Below are 14356 nucleotides of genomic sequence, written 5' to 3'. Positions count from 1 at the left end.
CACCAGCGCCAATCGACGACTACCCGAACCGGGTGTCGGAGGCTGGACCTAGACATAGTAAAACCGTGGCACACGGGTCGGGTTCCACCCGAACCGAGCACCGCAAGCCCTACCCAGCTCATACGTCCGATCGCACCACGGCCCCCGGCCCGACGGCGTTCGACAAAACTGTTTCGGAAGGAACCCCCGTGTCTATCGCGCATCTCGGACTCGCAGGCGAACAGCGCCAGCAGGGTGGCGGCGACAACCGCGGCGATCGGGTTCCCCCGCACGACCTCCTGGCCGAGCAGAGCGCGATCGGGGGCATGCTGCTGAGCAAAGATGCGGTAGCGGATGTCGTTGAGGTCATCCGTGGCATCGACTTCTACATCCCGAAGCACGAACTCATCTTCGACGCGATCCTCACCCTCTACTCGCGGGGCGAACCGACCGACGTCATCGCCGTCTCCGATGAGCTGACCAAAAGCGGCCTGATCGCTCGCGCGGGCGGCGCCGACTACCTGCACACGCTCACCGGGCTTGTGCCGACCGCGGCCAACGCGGGCTTCTACTCGTCCATCGTCGCCGAGAAGGCCGTGCTGCGTCGCCTCGTCGAGGCCGGCACCCGTATCGTGCAGATGGGTTACGCGAGCGAGGGTGAGGTCGTTGATCTCGTCAATAACGCCCAGGCCGAGGTGTACGCAGTCACCGGTGGTGTCGAGAGCGAGGACTTCGTTCCGCTGACCGACGCCGTGACGTCCGCCATCGACGAGATCGAGGCCGCGCAGGGTCGCGACGGATCGATGATCGGTGTACCGACCGGCTTCGCCGAGCTCGACGACCTGACCAACGGCCTTCACCCGGGCCAGCTCATCATCCTCGCGGCACGCCCCGCCATTGGTAAGTCGACGCTCGGCCTCGACATCGCGCGCTCGGCGGCCATCCACCACGACATGCCGACGATCCTGTTCTCCCTCGAAATGGGCCGCAGTGAGATCGCGATGCGTCTGCTCTCCGCCGAGGCCGCGGTCGGCCTGCAGAGCATGCGTAAGGGAACCGTGCACGCTCAGGACTGGACGACCATCGCCCAGACCCGCGGCCGCATCAACGACGCCCCGCTCTACATCGATGACAGCCCCAACATGACCCTCGTCGAGATCCGCGCCAAGTGCCGCCGTCTCAAGCAGAAGGTCGGGCTCAAGATGGTCATCATCGACTACCTGCAGCTGATGACCTCGGGCAAGAAGGTCGAATCCCGCCAGCAGGAGGTCAGCGAGTTCTCGCGTGCCCTGAAGCTGCTCGCCAAGGAGCTCAGCGTTCCCGTCATCGCGATCTCGCAACTGAACCGTGGTGCCGAGCAGCGTGCCGACAAGAAGCCCGCGCTCTCCGACCTCCGCGAGTCGGGATCGATCGAGCAGGACGCCGACATGGTGATCCTCCTGCACCGCGAGAGCGCCTACGAGGCCGACAACGTGCGTGCCGGTGAGGCAGACCTGATCGTGGCCAAGCACCGCAACGGTCCGACCAAGACGATCACTGTGGGTTTCCATGGTCACTTCTCCAGATTCGTGGACCTCCCGCCCGGAGCGTAAACTGACGGGAGTGAACCCGCGCAGAAAGAGGTATCACTGCCGTGTCCTCCCCCTCCCTCACCACCCAGCCCGCGTCCGCGCGCCTGCTGGACTGGATCGCCACGACCTGGGTCGCCATGCTCGCCCGGGCCGCTACGGCGATCGGGGTCGCCATCCTCATCACGTTCACGGCTGACCACGCCGCACCGTTCGGCTTCCGCATGTTCGGCGTCTTCGCTCTCGTCACGGGCGTTGTGCTCGTGCTCGCCGCACTGCGTTCGGCTGACGCGCGCCCCTGGCTGGCAGCGCAGGGGGTGCTCGGCATCGTGGCAGGACTCGTGGCTGTCTTCTCCCCGGGCGCCGGACTCGCGTTCCTCGTTTTCCTCGTGAGCACATGGGCAGCGGTGACCGGCTTTCTCGAGCTGTACCTGGGTCTGCGCGCGAGGCGGAGCGCTGCGGCATCCCGTGTCGACAGCGCAGGTTCGCTCGCGAAGGACCGCCTGTTCGTCGGCGGACTGACCGCGCTGTTCGCGGTCGCGATTCTGCTTGTGCCGGTCGATTACAACCTGCCGTACATGGGCGCCGACAAGGTCGAGCGCTTCCTCACCGGGTCGATCATCGTTGTGGGTGCGCTCGGCGCCTACTGCGCGATCCTCGGTGTCTACCTCGTCATCGCAGCCATGTCGCTGCGCTGGGCCGATAACGCGGATGCCTCGGCTCTCGCCACCGAGAGCAGGAGCTGACCGTGTCTGAACCCACCCGCAGGGACCGCACGCGTCCCGCAGAACTCCTGCTCATCTCCGCGGGACTCGCCATCTTCATTGCCCTCATCGTGCTCATGTCGACGCGCCAGTGGGAGCTAGCCCTCATCTTCGGCGGCGTGGCCTTCATCGTGGTGCTGGTCGTGCTCGCGATGCTCGTGCTCGCGATCCGACCGGATGGCGCCGAGAAGCTCGACCTCGACGAACAGGACCGCGGCTCGGGTCACTGAGGCCGTTCGAACACGCGCCCGACACTCGGTCGCGTGCCCGACCGCTATGCCTCGAGGAAGTCGACGAGCTGGCTCGCGAGCCCCGCGTAGCCGGCCGGCGTGAGCGTGCGCAGTCGTGCCTTGGCCTCGGCGCTGATGTCGAGGCCGTCGATGAACTCAACGAGCTCGACCTGTCCGACGCGGTGGCCGCGGGTCAGCTCCTTGAGCATCGCGTACGGGTCGGCGATCGAGGAGCGTCCGGCGGTGATCTCCGCGCGGATGACCGTCTGGATCGCCTCGCCCAGAATCTCCCAGTTGCCATCGAGGTCGGCGTCGAGGGCCGCGGTGTTCACCGAGAACTCGCCGAGCCCGCGGTGGATGTTGTCGAGCGCGAGCAGCGAGTGGCCGAGGGCTACGCCCACGTTGCGTTGTGTGGTCGAGTCGGTGAGGTCGCGCTGCAGCCGTGAGGTCACGAGAGTCTGCGCGAGCGAGTCGAGCAGGGCGCTCGACAACTCGAGGTTGGCCTCGGCGTTCTCGAACCGGATCGGGTTGATCTTGTGCGGCATGGTCGACGAGCCGGTCGCGCCCGCCTGCGGGATCTGCGTGAGGTAGCCCATCGAGATGTAGGTCCAGATGTCGGTGCATAGGTTGTGCAGCACCCGGTTGGTGTGGGCGACGCGGTTGTACAGCTCCGCCTGCCAGTCGTGCGACTCGATCTGCGTGGTGAGCGGGTTCCAGTCCAGTCCGAGGGATGTCACGAACTCCCGCGACACAGCCGGCCAGTCCTGCGTGGCGTCGGCCGCGACGTGCGCCGCGAACGTTCCCGTCGCGCCCGAGAACTTGCCGAGGTACTCGGTGGACTCGACCTGGGTGAGGATCCGCTCGAGGCGGTGCACGAACACCGCGAACTCCTTGCCCACGGTGGTGGGGGTGGCGGGCTGGCCGTGAGTGTGCGCGAGCATGGGCGCGTCGCGGTGATCGAAAGCGAGGGTGCGGAGGCTCGCGGCCACGGCGCGAGCGCGGGGCATCCACACCTCACGAATCGCCGAACCGATGGTCAGCGCGTAGGAGAGGTTGTTGATGTCCTCGCTGGTGCAGGCGAAGTGGGTCAGTTCGGCGACGCGGGTGAGGCCGAGCGCGGTGAGTTTGTTGCGCACCAGGTACTCGACGGCCTTCACGTCGTGGCGGGTGGTCGCCTCGAGACTCGCGAGTTCATCGATCTCGGCCTGCCCGAAGTCGGTGACGAGGGCGCGCAGCGAGCGGGCCTCCTCGGGTGTGAGCCGAGTGGAGCCGAAGAGCTCGCGATCGGTGAGGTAGAGCAGCCACTCGACCTCGACCTGCACGCGGGCGCGGTTGAGGCCGGCCTCGGAGAGGAACTCGCCGAGTCCTGTGACCGAGGCGCGGTAGCGTCCGTCGAGCGGGCTGATGGGCTGTTCGGGCAGTGGCGTCATGAGGCTCCCTGGTTGATGCCGGGCTTGATCTGGTCGAAGAGTGCGGCGCTCGCGTGTTCGACCATGCTGAGCACACGGTCGAAGAGGGCGGCGTCGGAGTAGTAGGGGTCAGGTACGTCGAGCTCGCCCTGGTTCTTATCGAAGCTCAGCAGCAGGTTGACCTTCGAGCGCTCCCGCTCGTTGGGCGCCCAGGCCTTGAGAATCCGGTCGTGGCTGCGATCGAAGGCGATCACGAGGTCGAGCTTCTCGAACCAGTCGGGGTCGAACTGCTTGGCACGGTGCTTCGAGCCGTCGTAGCCGCGTGCCGAGAGGGCGGTGAGGGTGCGCTCGTCGCTGCGCTCGCCCACGTGCCAGTCGCCGGTGCCGGCGGAGCTGACGGCGATGCGGTCGTCGAGCCCGGCCTTCTGCACGAGGTCGCGAAAGACGGTCTCGGCCATCGGCGAGCGGCAGATGTTACCGGTGCAGACGAAGCAGATGCGGAAGAGCCCCGACTCGTCGCGATCCAGGTCGAAGCTCATGCGCCTATTGTCCCGTAGTTTGCGACTCCTTCACAGTCGGCATCCGGATGCCCCAGCGCACCGGTCCGCCACGCAGCGCCCGACGGCTCCCCGCTTCGGTTCAGCATGGTTCTGTGACCAGCACCTTTGACTCCTTACTCGCCGTGAGACTCGCCGCGCTCGGCCCCCTGCGTGCTCGGGTCGATGCCCTGCTCGCCTGGCTGCCGCCTCCGGCCGACGCCTGGTCCGGTCGCGCGCAGAGTGGGTTCGAGGCGGACCTTGCCGAGCTGCGCCGGCAGGCCCTGGCCGCCGGTGATGCGGTCGCCTCCGCGCAGGCGCTCACGGGCAGGGAGATCGACGATGGCTGATGGGCTGGAGATTTCCGGTGGCGGGGCCTTGACCGTCGCCACCGATGAGTTGATGGAGCGCGCGCGATCCCTCGATCGAGTGACCCGGGAGGCGGAGGGCTGCGCGGGCCAGGTCGCGGGCATCCTCATGCTGGGCGCCGGGCGACCGCCGGATGCCGCAACGCGCGAACTCGAGCGGGCGGGCCTGCTGCTCGGCGAGGTTCGCACGGCGTCCTCGCGCACCGCGACGGCGCTGCGGAGTGCCGCCGACAATTACGACCGGCTCGAGTTCGCCCTGCAACGGGCGGGGCAGCAGCTGACCGCGACGCTCGGCTACGCGGCGGGGTGGTTCCTCCCCACGCTCGCGTTCCTGGTGCTGCCCGCCTCGGCGATCGCCCTCGCCGGGCTCTTCGGTGCGGCGGTGCTCTTTCCGCGGGGAGCGATCGAGGCTGCCGGAGCGCTCGGCGATTGGCTGCGCGCCCACCGCGGTGTGCTGTCGAGCCCGTTCACCGTCGCGCTGCTGCGCTCCGCGGTGTCGAGTGTCGACGACACCGGCGCGGGGCTCGCGCGACTGCCACCCGGTCTCGCCCTCGCGCTCGGCGAGGAGGGTTTCGGGGTAGCCGGTGTCGGAACGTCTGCTGCCGCGATCGCGCTCGTCGGCGCGCGATTCGGCGTGTTCGCCGAGACCCCGGTGACGGTGCGCCCGACGGTCCGGTCGCTGGGCGCGCAGCCCCCGCGCGGCATCGCCGATCGCATCGGCCGCGTGCCCGATCCGAAGGGCAACGCTTACGGCGAGCAGATCGTGATCGAGCGGTACTCGATCCGCGGCATGGACCGCTTCGAGGTCTATCTGGGCGGCACGGTGGACTTCTCCCCCGTCGCCGGTACCGAGGTGTGGGATCTCACGAGCAACGTGCACGCCGTCGCCGAGCTGCCGGCCGGGTCGTACCGTGCCGCACGCGAGGCGCTCGCCGATGCGGGCGTCATGAAGGGGAGCCCGATCGTCTTCACCGGGTACTCGCAAGGCGGGTTGATCGCGACGGCGCTCGCCGCCTCCGGGGACTACTCACCGCAGGGGCTCATCACCGTAGGGGCGCCTGCCGGCCAGATCCCGGTGCCCGCGGGCATCCCGACCATCACCATCGAGCACACCGACGACCTGGTGCCGGCGTTCGGCGGCACACGGGTGAACCACGACGCGGTGCTCGTCGAGAGGCAGGCGTTCGGCGGGGTGCCGCTGCCCGACGACCGGGCGGTTCCGGCGCACGATCTCGCGGTCTACCGGCGCACGGCCGAACTCGCCGACGGTGCGGGCAGTGAGAAGCTCGCGCGCGCCGTCGAGTCGATCGACTGGCGGGACACCGTCACGCGCTCGACGAGCACGAGCTACCTCGCGGAGAGGGGAGGCGATTGAAGAAGGCCTATGCCTTGCGGTTCTCGCGCAGGGCCGGGCGGAGGAACAGCGAGATGAACCAGCTGATGATGCCGAGCACGATCGCGCCCCAGAAGCCGGCCCAGAAGCCGTCGACGAAGAGGCCGAAGCCGAGCAGGCCCGAGATCCAACTCACGATCAGCAGCAGCAGGGCATTCACCACGAGCGCAATGAGACCGAGGGTGAGGATGTAGATGGGGAACGCCACAATGCGGATCGTGTTACCGACCACACCGTTCACAACACCGAAGATGAAGGCCACGACCAGGAAGGTCAGCACGATCTGCAGGGTCTCGCCGGGAGCGAAGGGCTCGAGGGTCAGGCCGGTCACGATGAGCGTCGTCAGCCACAGGGCGACGGCATTGATGAGGAGCTTGACCAGGAATCTCTGCATGCCACCACTATGCACTGGAGGCACCGCCCCCGCAATTAGGCTGGGGAGGTGAGTTCACGAGTACGTCTGCGTCCCGAGATCGAGTCGATGGTTCCGTACCGCCAGGGAAAACCTGCCGCTGCGGACGCCTTCAAGTTGTCCTCCAACGAGAATCCCTTCGAGCCGATCGCCGCCGTGCGCGAGGCGCTCGCCGGCAGCAGCATCAACCGTTACCCCGACGCGACGGCCACCGTGCTGCGCGGAATCCTCGCCGACCGCTTCGGTGTCACCGCCGAGCAGATCCAGGTCGGTGCCGGATCCGTATCCGTCATCACCCAGCTGATCACCGCGGCCGCCGGGCACGGCGACGAGGTCGTCTACGCCTGGCGCAGCTTCGAGGCCTACCCCGGCATCGTCACCGTCGCGGGTGCCACGAGCGTGCAGGTTCCGCTCACCGCCGACCACCGTCACGACCTGCCCGCGATGGCGGCGGCCGTCACCGACCGCACCCGCGTGATCCTGGTCTGCTCCCCCAACAACCCGACCGGCACGATCGTCACCGCCGACGAGTTCGAGACGTTCATGGCCGCCGTGCCCGAGTCGGTGCTCGTGCTGCTCGACGAGGCCTACATCGAGTTCGTGACCGATCCGGCGAAGGTGGATGGCCCGGCTCTCCTCAGCCGCTACCCCAACCTCGTCGTCCTCCGCACCTTCTCCAAGGCCTACGGCCTTGCCGGGTTGCGCGTCGGCTACGCGCTCGGCGCCGAATACATCATGGACGCAGCGCGCGCAACCGCCATCCCGCTGTCCGTCACCGAGCCCGCGCAGATCGCCGCGATCGTCTCCCTCGAGCACGAGGACGAACTGCTCGAGCGCGTGCACCGCATCGCCGTGTTGCGCGATCAGGTCTGGCAGGCGCTCATCGACCAGGGCTGGAACGTGCCGAAGCCGCACGGAAACTTCCTCTGGCTGCCCACCGGCGAGCAGTCCACCTGGGCCGCCGAGGTCTTCACACAGCACGGAATCGTTGTGCGCGCACTGCTGCCCGAGGGCATCCGCGTGAGCATCGGCGAGACCGGATCTGTAGACAAACTCCTCAAAGCTGCGGCGGACGTTGTGCGAGAGCTACGAACGGGCGCCGCGCAACCCGCGTTAGATTAGACGAATGTCTTACACCGCCGCGACGGTCCAGCTGCTCTCCCCCGAGGGAACCATCGTCGAAAGCGATGCCTCGGCCGAGTACCTGCCGCTCATCGATGCGCTCAGCGACGAGCAACTGCGCGAATTCCATCGCCAGATGGTCGTCATCCGCCGCTTCGACAATGAGGCAACCAACCTGCAGCGCCAGGGCCAGCTCGGCCTCTGGGTGCCGAGCCTCGGCCAGGAGGCGGCGCAGGTCGGCTCCGGCTACGCAGCCCGCGCGCAGGACCACATCTTCCCGGCCTACCGCGAGCACGCCATCGCGCGCATCCGCGGCGTCGATCCGCTCAACATCATCAAGCTGCTGAGGGGCACCACGCACGGCGGCTGGAACCCTGCCGAGCACGGCAACTTCCACCTGTACACGCTGGTCATCGGATCCCACACCCTGCACGCGACGGGAGTCGCCATGGCGATGACCCTCGATGGAACGACCGGCACGGGGCATCCCGAAACCGACGGCGCCGTGATCACCTACTTCGGCGACGGTGCCACGAGCCAGGGCGACGTGAGCGAGGCCTTCGTGTTCGCCGCGAGCTACCAGGCTCCCGTGCTGTTCTTTTTGCAGAACAACCACTGGGCGATCTCGGTTCCGGTCAGCACCCAGTCGCGCACCCCGCTCTACCTGCGCTCGGAGGGCTTCGGCATCCCGGGCGTGCAGATCGACGGCAACGACGTGCTCGCGAGCTACGCGGTCTCGTTCGCCAATCTCGAGCGCATCCGTGCCGGCGGCGGACCCCGACTCATCGAGGCGCTGACCTACCGCATGGGCGCGCACACGTCCTCCGACGACCCGACCAAGTACCGCGAGAACTCCGAGGTCGAGTACTGGGCCGAGCGCGACCCGATCAGCCGCTTCGAGACCTACCTGCGCGGCCGCGGCGAGAGCGACGCGTTCTTCGCCGAGCTTGAGGTGGAGGCCGCCGACTTCGCGGCCGACATCCGGGGGCGCACCCTCGCCCTCGAGACTCCGTCCACGGCGAAGATCTTCGACCACGTCTACTCGGAGCCGCATCCCGTGATCGATTCGCAGAAGCAGTGGCTCGCCGACTACGAGGCATCGTTCGGAGGCGACCAGTGAGCACCGAAATCATGCCGCTCGCCAAGGCGCTGAATGCGGGCCTCCGCAAGGCCATGCAGGATGACGCCAAGGTGCTCCTGATGGGCGAGGACATCGGCCCGCTCGGTGGCGTCTTCCGTGTGACCGAGGGCCTGCAGGCCGAGTTCGGCACCCACCGCGTCATGGACACCCCGCTCGCCGAGTCCGGCATCGTCGGCACCGCGATCGGCCTCGCGATGGGGGGCTACCGTCCCGTCGTCGAGATCCAGTTCGACGGCTTCATCTTCCCGGGCTTCGACCAGATCACGACCCAGCTGGCGAAGCTCACGAACCGCCACGAGGGCACCCTGCAGCTGCCGGTCGTCATCCGCGTGCCCTACGGCGGGCACATCGGAGCGGTCGAGCACCACCAGGAGAGCCCGGAGGCGTACTTCGCGCACACCCCCGGCCTGCGCCTCGTGAGCCCGAGCACCCCGCACGACGCCTACTGGATGATCCAGGAGGCCATCGCGAGCAACGACCCGGTCATGTTCTTCGAACCCAAGAGCCGCTACTGGCCCAAGGGCGAAGTCGACTTCTCCGCCTCCGGCGCTCCGCTGCACTCCACCCGCGTGGTGCGCGAGGGCAGCGAGATCACCCTGCTCGGCCACGGCGCCATGGTCGCGACCCTGCTGCAGGCGGCCGAGATCGCCGCCGAGGAGGGCACGAGCATCGAGGTCATCGACATCCGCTCGCTCTCCCCCATCGACTACGCGCCCATCATCGCCTCGGTGCAGAAGACCGGCCGACTCGTCGTCGTCTCCGAGGCACCCGGTTTCGTTTCGGTCAGCTCCGAGATCGCGGCGACGGTCACCGAGCGCGCCTTCTACTCGCTCGAGGCACCCGTGCTGCGGGTCTCCGGCTTCGACGCACCGTTCCCGCCCGCGAAGCTCGAGACGATCTACCTGCCTGACGCCGACCGCGTGCTCGAGGCAGTCGACCGGGCCCTGGCCTACTAAAAAAGGACTGAACGCATGAGTGATTCTGAGTTCACCCTCCCCGACGTCGGCGAGGGCCTGACCGAGGCCGAGATCGTGCAGTGGCGCGTCAAGCCCGGCGACACCGTCGAGATCAACCAGGTGCTCGTCGAGATCGAGACCGCCAAATCGCTGGTCGAGCTGCCCTCCCCCTTCGCCGGGACCGTGTCGGCCCTGCTCGCCGACGAGGGCCAGACGGTCGAGGTCGGCTCGGTGCTGATCCGGGTCGCCGAGGCCGGTGCGAGCGAGGATGCCCCGGCTCCCGCCCCCGCGAACCCCGAGACCACCAGCACCGTCGCAGACACCGCGTCCAGCATCTCAACGGAGGCGTCGGAGGAGAAGCCCGGCGCCGTTCTCGTCGGTTACGGGATCAAGGGACACGGCGCTTCGCGGCGCCGCAAGTCCGCGCCGGCGGCGGAGGCACCCGTGCCCGACGCGCGCGCCACGACCCGTCCCAGTTCGGTGCCGGCGGCCGCGGCATCCTCAATCATCGCGAAGCCGCCGATTCGCAAGCTCGCCAAGGATCTGGGCGTGGATCTCGCCGAGGTGCTCGCGACCGGCCTCGCCGGCGAGATCACCCGCGACGACGTGATCCGCCAGGCCTCGCAGGCGAGCGTCTTCCGCAACATCGAGACCCCCGCGTGGTCGGATGAGCGCGAGGAGATCATCCCGGTCAAGGGAATGCGCAAGGCCATCGCCACGGCCATGACGACGAGCGCGTTCACCGCGCCGCACGTGAGTGTGTTCGTGGACATCGACGCGACCCGCACCATGGAGTTCGTCAAGCGCCTCAAGAACTCCCCCGATTTCGCCGGTATCCGCGTCTCACCGCTGCTCATCGCGGCCAAGGCGCTCATCTGGGCTGTGCGTCGCAACCCCATGGTGAACAGCACGTTCACCGACAAGGAGATCACGGTGCACCACTACGTGAACCTCGGCATCGCCGCGGCCACGCCCCGTGGACTCGTGGTTCCGAACGTCAAGGACGCGCAGGAGCTGTCGCTGCGCGAGCTCGCCATGGCGCTCGAGGCTCTCACCATCACCGCGCGGGACGGCAAGACCAGCCCCGCGCAGATGTCTGGCGGCACCATCACGATCACGAACCTCGGTTCCTTCGGCATGGACACCGGCACGCCGATTCTCAACCCGGGCGAGGTCGGGATCATCGCGCTCGGCACCATCAAGCAGAAGCCGTGGGTCGTCGACGGAGAGGTGCGTCCGCGCTTCGTCACGACACTGGGCGGCAGCTTCGACCACCGCGTGGTCGACGGCGACGTGGTGAGCCGCTTCGTGGCGGACGTCGCGAGCATCCTCGAAGAGCCCGCGCTGCTGCTCGACTAGCTCATTGAGAAGCTGGCCGCCCGCCGATTTGGCCGGGCGGCGTCAGCGCGTCATACTGTTGATAACGAATCTCATTACCGTTCGCAACACGCGCCTTAGAAAGCCCTTCATGAACAAGCTCTTCCCCCTGTCCATCGCGGCAACGCTCGCCCTCGCCGGTTGCGCGAGTACCCCGGCGGTCGATGACGGCACCCTCAAGGTCGTCGCGTCCACCAACGTCTATGGAAGCATCGCCGAGTCCATCGGCGGCGACCGCGTCACCGTGACGAGCCTCATCACGAGTGCCGCGCAGGACCCGCACAGCTACGAGGCCTCCGCACAGGACCAGCTCGCCCTCTCCAAGGCCGACCTCGTGATCGAGAACGGCGGCGGGTACGACCCGTTCATCGACACGCTGCTCGAGGCCGGGTCATCCAGTGCCGTCGTCGTCAGCGCGAGCGAGGCATCGGGCCTGCTCGAGGGCGACAACCACGGTCACGAGGGCGACGCTCACGAGGAAGACGCCGACGGCGGCGAGGCCGACGACGCCGCCCAGGAGATCGACGGTCACGGCCACGATCACATCGAGGGCTTCAACGAGCATGTCTGGTACAGCCTGCACGGAGTGCTGCACGTCGCCGAGGAACTCGCCCACCAGTTCGGCGAGCTCGACGCCGCGAACGCCGCCGAGTACACCGCCAACTTTGAGGACTTCGCGGCGAAGATCGAGGCGCTCGAGGCAACGGCCGAGGCGCTCGACACCGACGGTCTCGGCGTCGCCATCACCGAGCCGGTGCCGCTGTACCTGCTCGAGGCCGCCGGCTTCACCAACAGGACGCCCGAAGCCTTCTCCGAGGCGATCGAAGAGGGCACGGATGTGTCGCCCACCACGCTGCGCGACACCCTCGCCGTCATCGGCTCGGGTGATGTCGCCCTGCTCGCCTACAACGCGCAGACCGCAAGCTCGGAGACCGAGCAGCTGCGCGGGGCCGCCGAGGACGCGGGCATTCCGGTGGTCGAATTCACCGAGACGCTCCCGGATGGCACAGACTATGTCTCGTGGATGACCGACAACCTGAACGCGATCGCCGCCGTTCTGAAGTGATCCCACCGGTACTCGAATTCCAGGAGGGTGCGCTCGGCTTCGGCGGGCGCACCCTCTGGAGCGACCTCGACCTCAGAGTCGCGCCCGGCGAATTCCTCGCCGTGCTGGGGCCGAACGGCTCCGGAAAGACCAGCCTGCTGAAGACGATCCTCGGCCAGCAGAGGCTCGACGCCGGCACCGTGACCCTGGGCGGACGGAGCGTGACCCGCGGCGATCGGCGAGTGGGGTACATCCCGCAACAGAAGCTGGTCGCGGCCGGCACCCCGCTGCGCGGTCGTGACCTGGTCACGCTCGGCGTCAACGGACACCGCTTCGGGCTGCCCATCACGAGTCGCGCAGAACACGAGAGGGTGGATGCCCTGCTCGCCGACGTCGGAGCCACGACCTTCGCGTCCCGCCCGGTCGGCACCCTGTCGGGCGGCGAACAGCAGCGTCTCCGGGTCGGACAGGCGCTCGCCGGCGACCCGATCCTGCTGCTCTGCGACGAACCGCTGCTCAGTCTCGACCTGCAGCACCAGCGCGCGGTCTCCGAACTCATCGACCGCCGTCGCCGCGAGCACAACACCGCAGTCGTGTTCGTCACGCACGACGTGAACCCGGTGCTCGATGTCGTCGACCGCGTTCTCTACCTGGCCGATGGACGGTTCCGGCAGGGCACCCCCGACGAGGTGCTGCAGTCGGACGTGCTCAGCGAGCTGTACGGAACCCCGGTCGACGTCATTCGCAGCCACGGACGCGTGATCGTCGTCGGCGTGCCCGACCACCACCACGACGAGGTGGCCGAGTGACGCTCTTCAACTTCGAGAACTACGGCGAACTGCTGGGCCTCGTGCAGAACTCGATTGTGGCCGCGGCCGTGCTCGGCATCGTCGGCGGCCTCATCGGCGTCTTCGTGATGCAACGTGACATGGCTTTCGCCGTGCACGGCATCAGCGAGCTGTCCTTCGCGGGTGCGGCGGGCGCGCTGCTCATCGGTGCGAACGTCGTCACCGGATCCCTCGTCGGCTCGCTGCTCGCCGCCATCCTCATCGGTGTGCTCGGCGCCCGTGCGCGCGACCGCAACTCCATCATCGGGGTGCTCATGCCGTTCGGGCTGGGCCTCGGCATTCTCTTCCTCGCCCTCTACCCGGGCCGCAGCGCCAACAAGTTCGGCCTGCTCACCGGCCAGATCATCTCCGTGGATGTGCCGCAACTCGGGCTGCTCATCACCATCTCGATCGTGGTGCTGCTCGGTCTGCTCATCGTCTGGCGTCCGCTCAGCTTCGACAGCCTCGACCCCGACGTTGCGGCGGCGCGCGGAGTCCCGTCGCGAACCCTGTCCCTCGTGTTCATGGTGCTGCTCGGACTCACCGTCGCTGTCTCGGTGCAGATCATCGGCTCGCTCTTGGTGCTCGCGCTTCTCGTGACTCCCGCGGCTGCCGCGTTGCGCGTGTCATCGTCGCCGGTCCTGGTGCCCGTGCTGAGCATGGCCTTCGGGTTGGTGTCGGCCGTCGGTGGCATCCTGCTGGCCCTCGGCGGTTCGCTGCCGATCAGCCCATACATCACCACCATCTCGTTCCTGATCTACCTCGTCTGCCGCATCATGGGCTGGCGGCGCGAGGCAAGCGGTCGCCGAACCGTGAAAGGTACGATGAGGGCATGAAGCGCAACACGTGGCAGCGGGAGGCGGTGCGCGAGGCGCTCGGCACCTCCGAGAGCTTCGTGAGCGCGCAGTCTCTGCACTCGAGCCTGCGGGACTCCGGCTCCCCCATCGGCCTGGCCACCGTCTACCGCGCCCTCACCGACCTCGCGACCGAGGGTGAGGCAGACTCGCTGCAGCAGGACGGCGAGAGCCTCTACCGCGCGTGCACTCCGGGCAGCCACCACCACCACCTGATCTGCCGCAACTGCGGGCTCACGGTCGAGATCGAGGCGGATGCCGTCGAGACCTGGGCGCAGCAGGTGGCGGCCGAGCACGGCTTCACCCAGCCGAACCACATCGTCGACGTCTTCGGCCTGTGTGCCGAGTGCTCGAAGCTGGGCCTCCCCGCCTGAG

The 14356-nt window shown here is 68.0% G+C and carries 16 protein-coding genes; 13 read left to right on the top strand and 3 right to left on the bottom strand.

The window, feature by feature from the left end; all coding sequences use genetic code 11:
• Positions 1–188: 188 nt before the first annotated feature.
• The 3 genes from dnaB to EYE40_RS12390 are packed head-to-tail and all read left to right on the top strand — an operon-like array spanning position 189 to position 2541.
• Complete coding sequence (gene dnaB / locus EYE40_RS12400) at positions 189–1571, top strand: replicative DNA helicase (protein ID WP_130982234.1); 1383 nt, start codon at positions 189–191, stop codon at positions 1569–1571.
• A gap of 41 nt (positions 1572–1612) precedes the next feature.
• Complete coding sequence (locus EYE40_RS12395; RefSeq protein WP_240034810.1) at positions 1613–2293, top strand: hypothetical protein; 681 nt, start codon at positions 1613–1615, stop codon at positions 2291–2293.
• Between the two features lie 2 nt (positions 2294–2295).
• Positions 2296–2541, top strand: a complete 246-nt coding sequence (locus EYE40_RS12390; RefSeq protein ID WP_130982233.1) for a hypothetical protein — start codon at positions 2296–2298, stop codon at positions 2539–2541.
• Positions 2542–2585: 44 nt separating this feature from the next.
• Here EYE40_RS12390 and purB read toward each other — a convergent pair whose 3' ends face one another.
• Positions 2586–3971: an adenylosuccinate lyase gene (gene purB / locus EYE40_RS12385; RefSeq protein WP_130982232.1), complete on the bottom strand. Its 1386-nt coding sequence runs from the start codon at positions 3969–3971 to the stop codon at positions 2586–2588.
• Positions 3968–4489, bottom strand: coding sequence for a low molecular weight protein-tyrosine-phosphatase (locus tag EYE40_RS12380; protein ID WP_130982231.1), 522 nt, complete (start codon positions 4487–4489; stop codon positions 3968–3970). Before EYE40_RS12380 ends, purB begins: the two co-directional genes overlap by 4 nt.
• Positions 4490–4602: 113 nt before the next feature.
• Between EYE40_RS12380 and EYE40_RS12375 the strand changes: the two genes are divergently transcribed.
• Together EYE40_RS12375 and EYE40_RS12370 are read left to right on the top strand one after the other, a co-directional pair.
• Complete coding sequence (locus EYE40_RS12375) at positions 4603–4836, top strand: hypothetical protein (RefSeq protein WP_130982230.1); 234 nt, start codon at positions 4603–4605, stop codon at positions 4834–4836.
• A complete protein-coding gene (locus EYE40_RS12370) occupies positions 4829–6229 on the top strand; it encodes an alpha/beta hydrolase family protein (RefSeq protein ID WP_130982229.1) in 1401 nt (466 codons plus the stop codon). The genes EYE40_RS12375 and EYE40_RS12370 overlap by 8 nt, the downstream gene beginning before the upstream one ends.
• Before the next feature lie 7 nt (positions 6230–6236).
• Here EYE40_RS12370 and EYE40_RS12365 read toward each other — a convergent pair whose 3' ends face one another.
• Positions 6237–6641, bottom strand: a complete 405-nt coding sequence (locus EYE40_RS12365) for a phage holin family protein (protein ID WP_130982228.1) — start codon at positions 6639–6641, stop codon at positions 6237–6239.
• A 48-nt stretch (positions 6642–6689) separates the two neighbouring features.
• On the opposite strand from EYE40_RS12365, the gene EYE40_RS12360 reads away from it, so the two are divergent.
• The 8 genes from EYE40_RS12360 (at position 6690) to EYE40_RS12325 (ending at position 14355) form a co-directional block, all read left to right on the top strand.
• Complete coding sequence (locus EYE40_RS12360; protein WP_275669404.1) at positions 6690–7781, top strand: histidinol-phosphate transaminase; 1092 nt, start codon at positions 6690–6692, stop codon at positions 7779–7781.
• Positions 7782–7785: 4 nt separating this feature from the next.
• The gene (locus EYE40_RS12355) at positions 7786–8901 is read left to right on the top strand and encodes a thiamine pyrophosphate-dependent dehydrogenase E1 component subunit alpha (protein WP_130982227.1); all 1116 of its coding nucleotides are present in this window, start codon (positions 7786–7788) and stop codon (positions 8899–8901) included.
• An 11-nt stretch (positions 8902–8912) separates the two neighbouring features.
• Complete coding sequence (locus EYE40_RS12350) at positions 8913–9878, top strand: alpha-ketoacid dehydrogenase subunit beta (protein WP_130982914.1); 966 nt, start codon at positions 8913–8915, stop codon at positions 9876–9878.
• A 15-nt stretch (positions 9879–9893) separates the two neighbouring features.
• Positions 9894–11237, top strand: coding sequence for a dihydrolipoamide acetyltransferase family protein (locus EYE40_RS12345; RefSeq protein ID WP_130982226.1), 1344 nt, complete (start codon positions 9894–9896; stop codon positions 11235–11237).
• A gap of 109 nt (positions 11238–11346) precedes the next feature.
• Entirely contained in the window at positions 11347–12321 is a 975-nt protein-coding gene (locus tag EYE40_RS12340) for a metal ABC transporter solute-binding protein, Zn/Mn family (protein ID WP_130982225.1), read from the top strand.
• Positions 12321–13109 (top strand): metal ABC transporter ATP-binding protein, encoded by a 789-nt coding sequence (locus tag EYE40_RS12335; RefSeq protein ID WP_193554535.1) that lies wholly within the window; start codon positions 12321–12323, stop codon positions 13107–13109. The genes EYE40_RS12340 and EYE40_RS12335 overlap by 1 nt, the downstream gene beginning before the upstream one ends.
• Positions 13106–13963 (top strand): metal ABC transporter permease, encoded by an 858-nt coding sequence (locus EYE40_RS12330; RefSeq protein WP_130982223.1) that lies wholly within the window; start codon positions 13106–13108, stop codon positions 13961–13963. Before EYE40_RS12335 ends, EYE40_RS12330 begins: the two co-directional genes overlap by 4 nt.
• Positions 13960–14355 (top strand): Fur family transcriptional regulator, encoded by a 396-nt coding sequence (locus EYE40_RS12325; RefSeq protein WP_130982222.1) that lies wholly within the window; start codon positions 13960–13962, stop codon positions 14353–14355. Before EYE40_RS12330 ends, EYE40_RS12325 begins: the two co-directional genes overlap by 4 nt.
• The last annotated feature ends 1 nt before the right edge of the window (position 14356 follow it).

Origin of the sequence: Glaciihabitans arcticus, assembly GCF_004310685.1 — a bacterium.
Lineage (GTDB): Bacteria > Actinomycetota > Actinomycetes > Actinomycetales > Microbacteriaceae > Conyzicola > Conyzicola arctica.
This window is presented reverse-complemented; position numbering and strand designations above follow the sequence as displayed.

What these genes read in the sequence shown, in the direction of transcription:
- purB (WP_130982232.1), bottom strand. Translation starts at nt 3,971, where the DNA reads ATGACGCCACTGCCCGAACAGCCCATCAGCCCGCTCGACGGACGCTAC.
- EYE40_RS12380 (WP_130982231.1), bottom strand. Translation starts at nt 4,489, where the DNA reads ATGAGCTTCGACCTGGATCGCGACGAGTCGGGGCTCTTCCGCATCTGC.
- EYE40_RS12325 (WP_130982222.1), top strand. Translation starts at nt 13,960, where the DNA reads ATGAAGCGCAACACGTGGCAGCGGGAGGCGGTGCGCGAGGCGCTCGGC.
- EYE40_RS12350 (WP_130982914.1), top strand. Translation starts at nt 8,913, where the DNA reads ATGCCGCTCGCCAAGGCGCTGAATGCGGGCCTCCGCAAGGCCATGCAG.
- EYE40_RS12340 (WP_130982225.1), top strand. Translation starts at nt 11,347, where the DNA reads ATGAACAAGCTCTTCCCCCTGTCCATCGCGGCAACGCTCGCCCTCGCC.
- EYE40_RS12365 (WP_130982228.1), bottom strand. Translation starts at nt 6,641, where the DNA reads ATGCAGAGATTCCTGGTCAAGCTCCTCATCAATGCCGTCGCCCTGTGG.
- EYE40_RS12355 (WP_130982227.1), top strand. Translation starts at nt 7,786, where the DNA reads ATGTCTTACACCGCCGCGACGGTCCAGCTGCTCTCCCCCGAGGGAACC.
- EYE40_RS12370 (WP_130982229.1), top strand. Translation starts at nt 4,829, where the DNA reads ATGGCTGATGGGCTGGAGATTTCCGGTGGCGGGGCCTTGACCGTCGCC.
- EYE40_RS12345 (WP_130982226.1), top strand. Translation starts at nt 9,894, where the DNA reads ATGAGTGATTCTGAGTTCACCCTCCCCGACGTCGGCGAGGGCCTGACC.